Source organism: Streptomyces barringtoniae (assembly GCF_020819595.1).
In the GTDB taxonomy this organism is placed as follows: domain Bacteria; phylum Actinomycetota; class Actinomycetes; order Streptomycetales; family Streptomycetaceae; genus Streptomyces; species Streptomyces barringtoniae.
Genome location: NZ_JAJHNP010000030.1, coordinates 79,458 through 94,001, shown reverse-complemented (window position 1 = coordinate 94,001; position 14,544 = coordinate 79,458). Strand labels below are relative to the sequence as shown.

At 68.2% G+C, this 14,544-nt stretch carries 11 protein-coding genes; 4 read left to right on the top strand and 7 right to left on the bottom strand.

Features of this window, described 5'->3' with window-relative positions:
* The 7 genes from LMU33_RS37665 to LMU33_RS37635 all read right to left on the bottom strand — a co-directional run.
* Positions 1-408: ATP-binding cassette domain-containing protein (locus tag LMU33_RS37665; RefSeq protein ID WP_228625983.1), on the bottom strand; the 408-nt coding region annotated here is incomplete at its 3' end.
* A gap of 35 nt (positions 409-443) precedes the next feature.
* The gene (locus LMU33_RS37660; protein ID WP_228625981.1) at positions 444-1,508 is read right to left on the bottom strand and encodes an ABC transporter ATP-binding protein; all 1,065 of its coding nucleotides are present in this window, start codon (positions 1,506-1,508) and stop codon (positions 444-446) included.
* 10 nt (positions 1,509-1,518) lie between these two features.
* Complete coding sequence (locus LMU33_RS37655) at positions 1,519-2,499, bottom strand: ABC transporter permease (RefSeq protein WP_228625979.1); 981 nt, start codon at positions 2,497-2,499, stop codon at positions 1,519-1,521.
* Between the two features lie 87 nt (positions 2,500-2,586).
* Positions 2,587-4,395: an ABC transporter substrate-binding protein gene (locus LMU33_RS37650; RefSeq protein ID WP_228625977.1), complete on the bottom strand. Its 1,809-nt coding sequence runs from the start codon at positions 4,393-4,395 to the stop codon at positions 2,587-2,589.
* 57 nt (positions 4,396-4,452) lie between these two features.
* The gene (locus LMU33_RS37645) at positions 4,453-5,487 is read right to left on the bottom strand and encodes an ABC transporter permease (protein ID WP_228625976.1); all 1,035 of its coding nucleotides are present in this window, start codon (positions 5,485-5,487) and stop codon (positions 4,453-4,455) included.
* A gap of 547 nt (positions 5,488-6,034) precedes the next feature.
* Positions 6,035-7,942: a translational GTPase TypA gene (gene typA, locus LMU33_RS37640; protein ID WP_228625974.1), complete on the bottom strand. Its 1,908-nt coding sequence runs from the start codon at positions 7,940-7,942 to the stop codon at positions 6,035-6,037.
* Positions 7,943-8,095: 153 nt separating this feature from the next.
* Entirely contained in the window at positions 8,096-10,285 is a 2,190-nt protein-coding gene (locus LMU33_RS37635) for an ABC transporter family substrate-binding protein (RefSeq protein WP_228625972.1), read from the bottom strand.
* Between the two features lie 314 nt (positions 10,286-10,599).
* Here LMU33_RS37635 and LMU33_RS37630 point away from each other — a divergent pair, with 314 nt between their 5' ends.
* Genes LMU33_RS37630 through LMU33_RS37615 form a run of 4 tightly spaced genes read left to right on the top strand, consistent with a single transcriptional unit; the run spans position 10,600 to position 14,481 of the window.
* Complete coding sequence (locus tag LMU33_RS37630; RefSeq protein ID WP_228625970.1) at positions 10,600-10,890, top strand: Rv0250c family protein; 291 nt, start codon at positions 10,600-10,602, stop codon at positions 10,888-10,890.
* Between the two features lie 22 nt (positions 10,891-10,912).
* Positions 10,913-11,734, top strand: a complete 822-nt coding sequence (gene sdhC, locus LMU33_RS37625) for a succinate dehydrogenase subunit SdhC (protein WP_228625968.1) — start codon at positions 10,913-10,915, stop codon at positions 11,732-11,734.
* Positions 11,735-11,752: 18 nt separating this feature from the next.
* A complete protein-coding gene (locus LMU33_RS37620) occupies positions 11,753-13,714 on the top strand; it encodes a fumarate reductase/succinate dehydrogenase flavoprotein subunit (protein ID WP_228625966.1) in 1,962 nt (653 codons plus the stop codon).
* Positions 13,711-14,481, top strand: coding sequence for a succinate dehydrogenase/fumarate reductase iron-sulfur subunit (locus LMU33_RS37615; protein WP_228625964.1), 771 nt, complete (start codon positions 13,711-13,713; stop codon positions 14,479-14,481). The genes LMU33_RS37620 and LMU33_RS37615 overlap by 4 nt, the downstream gene beginning before the upstream one ends.
* Positions 14,482-14,544: the final 63 nt, after the last annotated feature.

Sequence of the window (14,544 nt, the reverse complement as noted above, 5' to 3'; positions counted from 1 at the left end):
ACCGGAGATGATCTTGCCGACCGTCTGCCGCGGGTTCAGCGACGAGTACGGGTCCTGGAAGATCATCTGGATCTCTGAGCGGATCGGGGTGAGCTGCTTACGGGTGGCGTGGCTGATGTCCCGCCCGCGGTAGGTGATCGTGCCGCTCGTCGGCTCCAGCAGGCGGGTGATCAGCCGGCCCGTGGTCGACTTGCCGCAGCCCGACTCACCGACCAGGCCGAAGCTCTCCCCCGCGTGCACGGTGATGTCGATGCCGTCCACGGCCTGCACCGCGCCGATCGTCCGGCGGATCGGAAAGCCGCCCTTGACGGGGAAGTGCTTGGTCAGTCCGGAGACCTCCAGCAGCGGCTCTCCGTCCGCGCCGGCGCTCTTCTCGCGCGGGGCCGGGAGGACCATGTCCTCGGTCATGACGGTGTCCTCCTAGGACAACTGGCGACTGGCGACTAGCCCAGACGGGGCTTGATCTCTTCGATGAAGATGGTCCGCTTCTGTTCCTCCGTGAGATGGCACGCGGAGGCCCGGTCCGGAGCGAGCAGCGGGCGCTCGCGGACACAGCGCCCCGTGCCCTCCACCCGCTCCTGGAAACCGCAGCGCGGGTGGAAGCGGCAGCCGGACGGCGGGTTGAGCAGCGAGGGCGGGGCGCCGGGGATCGGGGACAGCGGGGCGCCGAGGTCGGAGTCCAGGCGCGGCATCGAGTTCAGCAGGCCCCAGGTGTACGGGTGCCGGGGCGCGCGCAGCACCTCGTCGGTGCTGCCCCGCTCCACCGCGCCGCCCGCGTACATCACCATGATGTCGTCGGCCATGTCGGCGATCACCCCCAGGTCGTGGGTGATGAAGATGATGCCGGATCCGAACTCCTGTTGCAGGTCCTTGAGCAGGTCCAGAATCTGCGCCTGGACGGTGACGTCCAGGGCGGTCGTCGGCTCGTCGGCGATCAGCAGGTCGGGGTCGCAGACCAGCGCCATGGCGATCATCGCGCGCTGGCGCATACCGCCGGAGAACTGGTGCGGGTAGTCCTTCGCCCGCTCCTTGGGATTCGGGATGCCGACCTTGCCCAGCATCTCCACGGCGCGTTCCCAGGCCTGCTTCTTGGAGGCGCCGGTGTGCTTCATGTACGGCTCGGCGATCTGCCGGCCGACGGTGTAGTACGGGGAGAGCGCGGTGAGCGGGTCCTGGAAGATCATGGCGACCTTGTTGCCGCGCAGCCTCTCCAGCTCGGACTCGCGGGCCGTGGTCAACTCCCGCCCGTCCAGCAGGATTTCACCCTCGACGGTGGTGAACATGGGGTTGTGCAGGCCGAGGACGGTCAGGTTGGTCACCGACTTCCCCGAGCCGGACTCGCCCACGATGCCGAGCGTCCTGCCGCGCTCCAGGTCGAAGGAGAGCCCGTCCACGGCCCGTACGACGCCGTCCTCGGTCTTGAAGCTGACGTGCAGGTCCCGCACCGAGAGCAGGGGACCGGTGCCGGCCGGGGTCGGGGCACCGGCCTCCTTGGTCAGAGTGGTCACGACAGTGCTCCTAGGACAGCCGCACGCGCGGGTCGATGAAGGCGTAGGCGGCGTCGACGATGATGTTGAACAGCAGAATCATGCTGGCGGAGAAGAGCATCACGCCGAGCAGCAGCGGCAGGTCGCTGAAGAACACGGACTGCACGGCGAGGTTGCCGAGGCCGGGCAGGCCGAAGGTGTACTCGGTGATGATCGCGCCGCCGAACAGCGAGCCGAGGTCGATGCCGAAGATGGTGACGATCGGGATCAGTGAGCCCCGCCAGGCGTAGCGGAAGAAGACGTAGGCCCGGGACATGCCCTTGGCGCGGGCGGTGCGGACGTGTTCCTCCTGGAGCTGTTCGATCATCGAGGACCGGGCCATACGGGTGTACTGCGCGGCGAAGATCGTGGAGAGGATCACCCAGGGGATGATCAGCCCGGTGAACCAGGAAACGGGGTCATGGGTGAAGTCGGTGTAGTCGGGCTTGTCGAACCAGTGGGTCTGGTAGACGAGGATCGCCAGGGCCAGCGGGCCGAGGAAGTAGATCTGCAGCGAGCTGATCACCATGGCGCCCGCGGTGGCCGCCTTGTCGATCAGCGTGCCGCGCCGCCAGGCGGCGAGCAGCCCGGTGCCGAGGCCGACGAACAGGAAGCACACGGCCGCGCCCAGGGTGAGGGAGACGGTGGTGGGCAGCCGGTCCATGAGGGTGGCCCAGACCTGCTCGTTGGTGTGGTACGAGTAGCCGAAGCAGGGGGCGGGGCACGGACCCTGGGCGAACTGGTTGCTGCCCATGACGAGGTTGTGCAGGAAGATCCAGTACTGCTCGGTGATGGGTTTGTCCAGGCCGAGCACATGGTGGATGTTCGCGATGGCGTCCGGGTTGCAGGTCTTGCCGCACATCATCAGCGCGGGGTCCCGGGGCACCCCGAAGAACAGCACGAACGTGACGATGCTCAGCAGGAACAGAATGACGACGGCACCGATGATCCGGCGGACGAGGAAGCGCAGCATGGCAGGGCAGCTCTCAGACGTCGGCGGCCTTGGCGGTACCCGGCGCGCCCGTGCGGTGCGGGCGCGCCGGGTACCGGCGGGGGACGGTTACTTGATGTAGAGGCGACGCGGGTCGACGCCGCCGATCACGTCGTCGTAGACGAGGCCGCCGACCTTGGAACCGGCGATCTGGACCTGCTTGTAGTACGCGGTCGGGACGACGTTGACGACGTCCTTGACGATGTACTGGTCGAGCTTCTCCCACTCGGCCGCGGACTTGACCGGGTCGGTGATCGTGTTGATCCGGTCGATCTCGCTGTTGATCTTCGGGTCGTTGACCTGCGAGTAGTTCTGCGCGCCGTCGGCGATCACCCGGCCGTCGTACAGCGGCGGGAGCACGGTGGAGGCGGACGGCCAGTCGGCGCCCCACGCGGTGTGGAAGATGTCGTAGTTGTTGTTCAGCTTGGAGACCTGGTCGTAGTAGGTCTCGGCCGGGATCTCCTGGCGCTGGACGTCGAAGCCGGCCTTCTTCAGGCCCGCCGCCATGGCGGTGGAGTACTGCTGGCCCTCGGGGGTGTTGATGTAGCCGAAGGTCAGCTTCATGTTGAGCTTGCCGGCCTTCTGCAGCAGCGCCTTGGCCTTCGCCGGGTCACCGCCGGGGTTCTTCTTCTTGCCCCACGGGTCGAAGGCGGCGTCGTAGCCGGAGACGGTCGGGGAGATGAGACCGCCCGCGACCTCCATGGCGTCGTTGCCGCCGTAGGCGCGCACGAACGGGGTGATCGGCAGGGCGTAGGCGATGGCCTCGCGGACCGTCTTGTCCTTCATGGCCGGGTGGCTCATGTTGATGTTCATCTGGCCGACGTACGGCTGGTAGCCGGAGACCGTGCGGGCCTTCATCTTCGGGTCATGGAGCACCTGGGAGAGGTTGCCCGCGTCGACCTGGTTGTTGAAGCTGATGCCGGCCTGGTCCGCGCCGCTGTCGGCGAGCAGGGACTTGGTGGACGTCTCGAACTGCTGGTTGAACGTGATGTTGAACTGGTCCACGTACTGGTGCCGGATCGGGTCCGTCTTCGGGTCCCAGTTCGGGTTCTTGACCAGCACCATCGACTTGCCGGACTTGAACGACTGGATCTTGTACGGGCCGGTCACCACCGGGTTCTTGTCGTACCGCTCCTTGGTGTCGCCCTTCTGCGAGACGACCGCGTAGCCGGCCATGGCCAGCGCGTAGGGCAGGTCGGGGTGCGACTTCTTGAAGTGGAAGACGATGGTTTTGTCGTCCGGGGTCTCCAGGACGGAGTTGGGCAGGTGCTTGCCCTTGTACGGCCCGTCCTTGAGGAGGTTGCGGTAGGTGGCGCCGGAGGTGTCGGCGAGCCACTGCTGGACGTAGGTGGGGCCCTGGTTGATGAACGGCGCGAAGAGCCGCTCGATGCTCCAGCGGATGTCCTTGGACGTGATCGGCGTGCCGTCCTGGAACTTGATGCCGTCCTTGAGCGTGTACTTCCAGGTCTTGCCGCCGTCGGCGGTGGTGCCGGAGTCGGTGGCGAGGTCGCCGACCACCTCGTGCTGGTGGCCGTCGTTGCTGGTGGTCTTGTAGCCCGTGAGGCCTCTGTGGAGCAGCGTCGCGAGGGAACCCTCGTCGGAGACGTAGATCTGGCCCGGGTCGAGGTGCGCGTACGAGTCCCGCTGCAAAACCTCCATCGCGCCACCGGACTTGGCGCCGGGCACGGGCGCCGCCGGGCCGGTGGAGTCCGCCGTGCCGCCGAACTTGATCGACGCCTGCTGCCGCTTGGCGTCCTGCTGGTCCTTCTTGTCGTTGGTGCCCGTGTCGCTGCCGCCCTTGCTGCAGCCGGTGAGCACCAGTGCTCCGGCCGCGAGCACGGAGAGCGCGCTGTAGACGTGGCGTCCGCCCCTACTCATCACGAAATTCCCACCCATTCCTTGAAACTGATGTTCCGTGCGGTTGACGTACTGCGGTCAGCGCGCGGTCTTGGGATCGAAGGCGTCCCTGACCGAGTCCCCGAGCAGGTTGAACGCGACGACGAAGATGATCATCGAAACGCCGGGGAAGAACATGTAGGTGATGTCGTTCTGCATCACCAGTTCGGTGGACGCCTTGGAGAACATCTGCCCCCAGTCAGGCGTCGGTTCGACGATGCCGACGCCCAGGAAGGACAGACCGGCCTCGGCCGTCACGAAACCGGGCAGCAGGTACGTCGCCTGCACCAGCAGCGGGGTGACGACGTTCGGCAGGATCTCCTTGCGGATGATCCGCCACGAGGAGGCGCCGCTGACCCGTGCCGCCTCGATGAACTCCCGTTCCCGCAGGGCGAGTGCGGTGCCGCGCAGGATGCGTCCGAGTCCCATCCAGCCCAGGAACCACTGGACGATGATCAGGGCCACTACCCGCACATAGGTGGGCGTCTCGTCGCGGGGACTGACGAAGAGGGACACCACGACCGGCATGCTCGCGATGAAGAACAGCTGTGCCGGGAAGGCGAGCAGGAAGTCGATGACCCGGCCGAGGAAGTAGTCGGTCCTGCCGCCGAGATAGCCGGCCGCCACACCGAGCAGGATGCCGGTGATGACCACGGCGATGGTGACGGCGACCGAGATCATCAGCGAGGTGCGGATGCCGTAGATCAGCTTGGTGAAGACGTCGTAGCCGTTGCCGGGTTCGAGTCCGAACCAGAACTCGCTGCTGATACCGCCGTTGGGATGCACCGGCACGCCGGCACTGTCGAAGAGTTCCGGTCGCTCGTCCGCGTACACCGTGTACGGATTCTTGCCGTACAGCTTGGCGATCAGCGGGGCGAGCAGTGCGATCAGGAAGAAGAAGCCCACGACGTAGGCCGAGATCACGCCGGTGCGGTCACGCTTGAAGCGCAGCCACATCAGCTGGCCGGGGGACCGGCCTTCGAGCTTGACGGCTTCGCTCTTCGCCTCCGGCCCAGGTTCGCCGTCGACGACGACCGAAGTCCCGCCGCCCTCAATGTCGATAGGACTTGTCACGGTTCGTCCGTTTCACGGGTATGAATGTGAGAGGTTCCGGGTACTCCGAAGACGCGCGTAACCGCGAGGCGGACGCGCGTAGTTCTACAGCCGAATCACACCGCTGGAAGCGACGAACTGACCCACCTGGCGTTCGTGACACCACGCATGGGGGTTCCTCCTCATGACTCCACGTGTTCACCAACAGGAGAGGGTTTCCGTCTTGCCTCCGACACCCCTGACGGAGGACCAGACACCCCCTGGTGCTCGTGAGTCGGCGCACTGTCCCCACAGTGCGCTGGACCCATTGACCCGAGCGCTACGCGGCTAACTATCTGCCATGGGTCGACCACCGACCACTGCCCGCAGATCTCAATTCAGTCACGGATCGCGGCCGCACCTTCCAAAATCTGGACAAACTGTTCGACGAAAGACGGCACGAAACGGACTTGTTACATGGCTATCGGGCAGCGATCTCCGCATGTCGGACATACGGTCACTGGAAAATGGGTTGCAAAAAGCCCGGATGCCCCCATCCTGGGGGCACCCGGGCTCAAGAGGTCTGGAATCAGCCGTGCTTGGCGCGGCTCGCGGCGCGCGCCCGCTCCCGCTGGTCGAGGTTGACCTTGCGGATGCGAACGGCCTCCGGGGTCACCTCGACGCACTCGTCGTCACGGCAGAACTCCAGCGACTGCTCCAGCGACAGCTTGCGCGGCGGCACGATCGACTCGGCCACATCGGCCGTCGAGGACCGCATGTTGGTGAGCTTCTTCTCCTTGGTGATGTTGACGTCCATGTCGTCGGAACGGGAGTTCTCACCGACGATCATGCCCTCGTACACCTCGGTGCCCGGCTCCACGAAGAGCACGCCGCGCTCCTGAAGGTTCGTCATCGCGAACGCGGTGACCGCGCCGGCGCGGTCGGCGACCAGCGAGCCGTTGTTGCGGGTCTGCAGCGCACCGAACCAGGGCTCGTGGCCCTCGTGGATGGAGTGCCCGATACCGGTGCCGCGGGTCTGGGTCAGGAACTCGGTCCGGAAACCGATGAGTCCGCGGGAGGGCACGACGAACTCCATGCGCACCCAGCCGGAGCCGTGGTTGGACATGTTGTCCATGCGGCCCTTGCGGACACCCATCAGCTGCGTGACGGCGCCCATGTGCTCCTCGGGCACGTCGATCGTCATGCGCTCGACCGGCTCGTAGACCTTGCCGTCGACCTCCTTGGTGACGACCTGCGGCTTGCCGACGGTCAGCTCGTAGCCCTCCCGGCGCATGGTCTCGACCAGGATGGCGAGCGCCAGCTCACCACGGCCCTGGACCTCCCAGGCGTCGGGGCGCTCGGTGTCCAGCACGCGCAGCGAGACGTTACCGATCAGCTCGCGGTCCAGGCGGTCCTTGACCTGGCGGGCGGTGACCTTGCGGTCCTTCACGGCCGCCTTCGCGTCGGCGCCCTTGCCGGTGCCGCCGCGGCCGACCAGCGGGGAGGTGTTCGTACCGATGACCATGGAGATCGCCGGCTCGTCCACCGTGATCAGCGGCAGCGGGATCGGGTTCTCGGTGTCGGCCAGCGTCTCGCCGATCATGATGTCCGGGATACCGGCGACCGCGCAGATGTCACCGGGGCCGGCCTTCTCCGCCGGCTTGCGGGTGAGCGCCTCGGTCATCATCAGCTCGGAGATGCGGACGTTGCTGACGGAGCCGTCGCGCTTGATCCACGCGACCGTCTGGCCCTTGCGCAGCTCGCCCTGCTCGACACGGAGCAGCGCGATACGGCCGAGGAAGTTGTCGGCGTCGAGGTTGGTGACGTGGGCCTGGAGCGGCGCGTCCTCCTCGTACGTCGGCGCGGGGATGTGCTCCAGGATCGTGGAGAAGAACGGCTCCAGGCTGTCGGAGTCCGCCGGGACCGTGCCGTTGTCCGGCTTGGTCAGCGAGGCGATGCCGTCGCGGCCGCAGGCGTAGACGATCGGGAACTCGATCTGCTCCTCGTCCGCGTCCAGGTCCAGGAAGAGGTCGTAGGTCTCGTTGACGACCTCGTCGATCCGGGCGTCCGGGCGGTCCGTCTTGTTGATGCACAGGATGACGGGCAGCCGGGCCTGCAGCGCCTTGCGCAGCACGAACCGGGTCTGCGGCAGCGGGCCCTCGGAGGCGTCCACCAGCAGCACGACACCGTCCACCATGGACAGACCGCGCTCGACCTCGCCGCCGAAGTCGGCGTGGCCGGGGGTGTCGATGATGTTGATGGTGATCGGGTCCCCGCCGTCCTTGGGGTGGTACTTCACCGCGGTGTTCTTGGCGAGGATCGTGATGCCCTTCTCACGCTCCAGGTCATTCGAGTCCATCATGCGGTCGTCGACGCCTTCGAGCTGGTGGGCGGCGAAGGCGCCGGCCTGCTTCAGCATGCCGTCGACGATGGTGGTCTTGCCGTGGTCGACGTGAGCGACGATGGCGACGTTGCGGATGTCGTGGCGCGTGGCCATAGTGCGACGAACTCCCGGAGTGTGAGGATTGCCCTGCGCGTACGTCTGTGTCGCGCGGGTCCTGCCGGGCTGGACACGCCACGGCCTCACCCCATGGTACGTGGCCCCGGCGGAACCGGCCTCCTCAGGGCTGTGTGATCATCTCCGCGCAGGTCAGCCCCTGGGACTTGCGGAGGCGCTCGTGGGACCGGCGGGGACCTTCGCGCCCTTCTTCAGAAAGCCCATGTCCTCGTAGACCGGCGTCTGGAATCCGAACGCCCCGGCGTTGACCAGGCTCTTCCGCACCGCCACGAGCTGGGGCCGCTGATAGAGCGGAATGGACCCGGCCGAGGCCCAGATCCTGGCGTCCGCCTTGCGGATCAGCGACACCTCGTCGTCCTCGTCCAGGGTGGCCACGGCCTCGTCGAACAGCTGGTCCACCTGGTCCGTGCCGACCCGCGTGTAGTTCTGCTCGACGTTCACCGAGCCGTCCGCCGCCGGCTCCGGCTTGGCGAACACCGGCCGGTCGTCCGTCGCCGGGAACGCGGAGGACGGCCAGGAGTACAGCGCGAGGTCGTAGTCGCCGGCGGCGATGTGGTCCTTGAAGTAGCTCGCGTCCGAGACCTTGCTGATCGTCGTCCGGATGCCGACCCGCTCCAGCATGGCCGAGATCCGCTCGGCGACCGAGTTCAGCGTCTCGGAGCCGGCGCCGGACGGGAGCACGAAGCGGAGCAGGAGCGGCTTGCCGTCCTTGGCGAGCTGCTGTGCCGCGGCGGCCGCCGGCGCTGCCGTGCCCTGGGGAGCGTAGGCCCCCTGTGCACCGCCGTGCCTGCCCTCCTGGGCCAGGTGCCGGTCGCCGCCGTCCCCCCGTCCGCCGTTCTTGCCGTTCTCGTCGTTGTCCTCGCCGACGATGTACTCGCCGTCCCTACCCCCGTCCGACTTGTCCTCCTTGTCCTTCTTCTGGCTGTCTTTCTTCTCGCTCTTCCTGCCCTCGGGGCCGGCCGCCTTCTGGCCCTTCTTCTGCTCCTTGACCGGGCCGCCCGGCACCCAGCCGGCGTCCGCGAGCAGCTCCTGCGCCTGCTTGGTGTCCTGTCCGCCGATCGCGTCGCTGTTGTCGGCGTACGCGGCCTGCCCGGACAGGGCGAGATGGCTGCCGACCGGGACGGCGGGCAGGCCCAGCGGGGTCAGGACCAGCTTGGCCAGCTCCCGGCGGTCCAGGGCGCGGGCGACGGCCCGGCGGACGCGTTCGTCGGCGAGGGGGCCCTTGGAGCCGTTCAGGGCGAGCTGGGTGTATGCGGGCTCCAGTGATCTGCGGACCTCGACGTCGCGCAGCGCCTGCTGCTCGTCCAGGTACTCGGAGACGGCCTTGCGCAGCTTCTCCCGGCCGGCCTTGACGTCGTCGGAGTCGAAGTCGTGCGCGCGCGCCCACGCGCGCAGCTTCTTCACCGAGGTCTTGCCGGAGCCCTGCAGCGGGTTCGCGGCGCCGTGCGCGGCGAGCCCGATGCGCTGGGCGTCGCCGGGGTCGACGTCGGCGATGTCCACGCTGCCGTCGGCGAGCGCGGCGGCCCGCTTGTCGCGGGGTACGGCGTGCAGCACGATCTCGTTCAGCTTGGCGGGCCGGCCCCACCAGCGCGGGTTGCGGGTGAGGACGACGTCCTTCTTGGCGGTGTCGACCTTGTTCACCTCGAAGGGCCCGGCGGTGACCTTCAGGTTGCGGCGGGCGCCGTCGTTGAAGGCGTCCGGGCTGCCCATGACGTCCTTCGGGTACAGCGGGGAGAACAGCGACTTCCAGTCGGCGTAGGGCCGGGAGAAGGTGACCCGGACCTGGAGGTCGTTGGCGCCGCGCTCGATCTTCTCGATGCGGTCGTAGCCGGCGTTGCGGGCAGTCCAGTAGGAGCTGTTCCTCCCGGACAGGGCGCGCCACTGGGCGACGAAGTCGGCGGCGCCGATCTCCCGGCCGTCGCTCCACACGGCCTGCTGGTTCAGCTTGTACAGCACGACCTGGCGCGGCTCGGTCTCGATGACCTTGGCCGACTCCAGGTAGGCCGGGTCGGGCACCGGCCGGCCGGTGGCGTCCAGCCGGAACATCGACGGCAGGACGGCCTGGGCGACACGGCTGGTGCCGGCGTCGGCATCGGCCTGGAAGGTGTTCAGGGTCTCCGGCAGGCCGTCCACGGCCCACTTCAGGGTCCCGCCGTCGGCGACCAGGTCACGGGCGACCGGGGCGATGTCCTGCCCGGCGAGGGGCTTCGCGACCTTCTCGTCGGAGCTGCATCCGGCGAGGAACGGCACCGCGAGCGCGCCGGCGGTGAGGAAGGAGACCGAGCGCATCACCGCACGCAGTCCGACGCCGTGGTGGTACATCTCTGCTACCTCCGGGAAGCCGCGGGTTTATGCTCGCTTGTGTCAATATGTGGAGCTGATCACTTTTGGCGGTATTTGGAGCTGATCAGATCTATGCGGCCCACTGAAGAGGAAGGGATCCGGCCACAGCGGGCGACACGGCGACGACGGGCGGTAACCCCACCCGTGTGGCGCAACACCACCGGAGATGCACCAGTGCGCCTCCGCCAATCGCTGCACACGCCTTCACATCGACAGGTGTGACGCGCAACACTCCAAGGCGCATGAACGTTGCCGCCCAGGGCCCGCCGGATCCGCGGAAGTGAGGGCAAGTCATGTCCGTGCACGACGACATCACCTCGGTCCAGCGCTCTCTCGACGACCTGAACCGGTCGCTGGGACGCCTGGAACACCAGCTCGGCAGCGGCGGCCTGGAGATGCGCCGGGTCCGGTTGGACGCCGACCATCTGCGCGAGAGCGTGGCGCTGCTGCGTGAGGCCGCCACCACCGGGGAAGCCCCGCGCCGCCCCGACCTCGTCACCATCTCCGACGCGCCGTACGACACCAGCCTGTGGGTGGGCTCGGACGACGAGGGCCTGGGCGCCCGCGACCGGCACGCCCCCTGATCCCCGACGACCGGAGCCTGCCTTGGCCACTGGTACGGAACCCCAACAGAACAGCGGCGGCGTACGAACCGGTGCGCGCGCCGCGATCACGGCCCCGCATCTGCGGACCGACCGCTGGTGGCTGGCGCCCGCCGTCACCGCGGCCGGTCTGCTGGCCTTCGTCGTCTACTCGACGTGGCGGGCCTTCGCCAACGCGCACTACTACGCGGCGCCGTACGTCTCGCCGTTCTACTCGCCGTGCCTGGCGAGCAACTGCCGGACCATGCACGCCGGGCCGAACGCCGACCTGTTCGGGAGCTGGTGGGGCATCTCCCCCGCGATCATCATCCTGATCTTCCCGCTCGGCTTCCGGCTGACCTGCTACTACTACCGCAAGGCGTACTACCGCAGCTTCTGGGCCTCCCCGCCCGCCTGCGCGGTGGCCGAGCCGCACAGGACGTACACCGGCGAGACCCGCTTCCCGCTGATCCTGCAGAACGTCCACCGGTACTTCTTCTACGCGGCCCTGCTGGTCGCCGGCGTGCTCACCTACGACACCGTGCTGTCCTTCCGGGACACCCACTACCGCTGGGGCCACATGGGGCTCGGCACCCTGGTGTTCCTGGCCAACATCGTGCTGATCTGGGCGTACACCATCTCCTGCCACTCCTGCCGGCACATCGTCGGCGGCAAGCTCAAGCACTTCTCCCGGCACCCCGTGCGCTACAAGGCGTGGCAGTTCGTCGGCAGGCTCAACGCCCGGCACATGCAGCTGGCCTGGGCGTCCCTGCTGAGCGTGGCGCTCGCCGACTTCTACGTCTATCTCGTCGCGTCCGGGGTCTTCGCCGACCCGCGCTTCTTCTAGGAACAGGTGAGCCGTCTTATGTCCGTGGTGGACCGCCAGGAGTGGGACGTCGTCGTGGTCGGTGCCGGCGGCGCCGGGCTGCGGGCCGCGATCGAGGCGCGCGAGCGGGGCGCCCGTACGGCGGTGATCTGCAAGTCGCTGTTCGGCAAGGCGCACACGGTGATGGCCGAGGGCGGTATCGCGGCGGCCATGGCCAACGCCAACGAGCACGACAACTGGCAGGTGCACTTCCGCGACACCATGCGCGGCGGGAAGTTCCTCAACCAGTGGCGGATGGCCGAGCTGCACGCGCAGGAGGCCCCGGACCGGGTGTGGGAGCTGGAGACCTGGGGCGCGCTGTTCGACCGTACGAAGGACGGCCGGATCTCCCAGCGCAACTTCGGCGGCCACGAGTACCCGCGGCTCGCGCACGTCGGCGACCGCACGGGCCTCGAGCTGATCCGCACGCTCCAGCAGAAGATCGTCGCCCTGCAGCAGGAGGACTTCAAGGAGACCGGGGACTACGAGTCCCGGCTGAAGGTCTTCCAGGAGTGCACGGTCACCCGGGTCCTGAAGGACACGGCATCCGAAGGCGGCTCCGCCGCGGGCCGGGTCTCCGGTGTCTTCGCCTACGAGCGCGAGACCGGCCGCTTCTTCGTCCTGGAGGCCCCCGCGGTCGTGATCGCGACCGGCGGCATCGGCAAGTCCTTCAAGGTCACGTCGAACTCGTGGGAGTACACGGGTGACGGGCATGCGCTCGCCCTGCTCGCGGGCGCGCCGCTGCTGAACATGGAGTTCGTGCAGTTCCACCCGACGGGCATGGTCTGGCCGCCGTCGGTGAAGGGCATCCTCGTCACCGAGTCGGTGCGCGGCGACGGCGGGGTCCTCAGGAACTCCGAGGGCAAGCGGTTCATGTTCGACTACATCCCGGACGTCTTCAAGGAGAAGTACGCCGAGTCGGAGGAGGAGGCCGACCGGTGGTACGAGGACCCGGAGAACAACCGGCGCCCACCGGAACTCCTGCCCCGCGACGAGGTGGCCCGCGCCATCAACGCCGAGGTCAAGGCGGGCCGGGGCTCCCCGCACGGCGGGGTCTTCCTGGATGTGTCCACGCGCATGCCGGCGGAGGTGATCCGGCGCCGGCTGCCGTCGATGTACCACCAGTTCAAGGAGCTGGCGGACGTCGACATCACGGCGGAGGCGATGGAGGTCGGGCCGACCTGTCACTACGTGATGGGCGGGATCGCCGTCGACTCCGACACGGCGGCGGCGCGCGGGGTGCCGGGCCTGTTCGCGGCCGGCGAGGTGGCCGGCGGTATGCACGGCTCCAACCGCCTCGGCGGCAACTCGCTCTCCGACCTGCTGGTCTTCGGGCGCCGCGCGGGCTGGCACGCGGCGGAGTACGCGCAGGGGGTGACGTACCAGCGTCCGCCGGTGGACGACGCCCAGGTCAACGCGGCCGCGGCGGAGGCCCTGCGCCCGTTCTCCGCCGAGGCGGACCGGGAGGGCGAGGCGGGCCCGCCGGAGAACCCGTACACCCTGCACCAGGAACTCCAGCAGACCATGAACGACCTGGTCGGCATCATCCGCCGCGAGGGCGAGATGGAGCAGGCCCTGCGCAAGCTCGCGGAGCTGCGGGTACGCGCCCGCCGGGCCGGGGTCGAGGGCCACCGCCAGTTCAACCCCGGCTGGCATCTGGCGTTGGACCTGCGGAACATGCTGCTGGTCAGCGAGTGCGTGGCCCGTGCGGCCCTGGAGCGCACCGAGTCGCGCGGCGGCCACACCCGCGAGGACCACCCCACGATGGACCGCAAGTGGCGCAACGTGAACCTGCTGTGCACGCTCGCCGACCCCACCGGCGGCCTCGCGGCGACCGACTCCGGCCGCGGCCAGATCCGCCTCGCCCGCGAGAGCACCGCCCCCATCCGCCCGGACCTGCTCGCCCTCTTCGAGAAGGAGGAGCTGGTCAAGTACCTCGCCGAAGAGGAGCTGTACGAGTGAGCAGCTACGAGGCCCGCTTCAAGGTGTGGCGGGGTGATGAGCAGGGCGGTGGCCTGGAGGACTTCACGGTCGAGGTGAACGACGGCGAGGTGGTCCTCGACATCGTCCACCGCCTCCAGGCCACCCAGGCCCCCGACCTGGCCGTGCGCTGGAACTGCAAGGCCGGCAAGTGCGGTTCGTGCTCGGCGGAGATCAACGGCCGCCCCCGGCTGATGTGCATGACCCGCATGTCGGTCTTCGACCGCGCGGAGACGATCACGGTCACGCCTCTGCGCACCTTCCCGGTGATCCGGGACCTGGTGACGGACGTCGGCTTCAACTACCGCAAGGCGCGGGAGGTCCCGGCCTTCGTCCCGCCCGCCGGGCTGGGCGCCGGCGAGTACCGGATGATGCAGGAGGACGTGGACCGTTCGCAGGAGTTCCGCAAGTGCATCGAGTGCTTCCTGTGCCAGGACACCTGCCACGTCGTCCGCGACCACGAGGAGAACAAGACGGCGTTCGCGGGGCCGCGTTTCCTGATGCGGATCGCCGAACTCGACATGCACCCGCTGGACGCGGCCGCCGAGACGGGCCTGGACCGGGGGCGCACGGCCCAGGACGAACACGGCCTCGGCTACTGCAACATCACCAAGTGCTGCACGGAGGTCTGCCCCGAGGGCATCAAGATCACCGACAACGCCCTGATCCCCATGAAGGAACGCGCGGTCGACCGCAAGTACGACCCGCTGGTGTGGCTGGGTTCGAAGATCAGGAGGCGGTCTTCGTAGCGTTCCATCGGCGCCCGGTACTGCGGCCGGACGAGGACCGGGCGCCGCTCGCTGAGAGGTGCC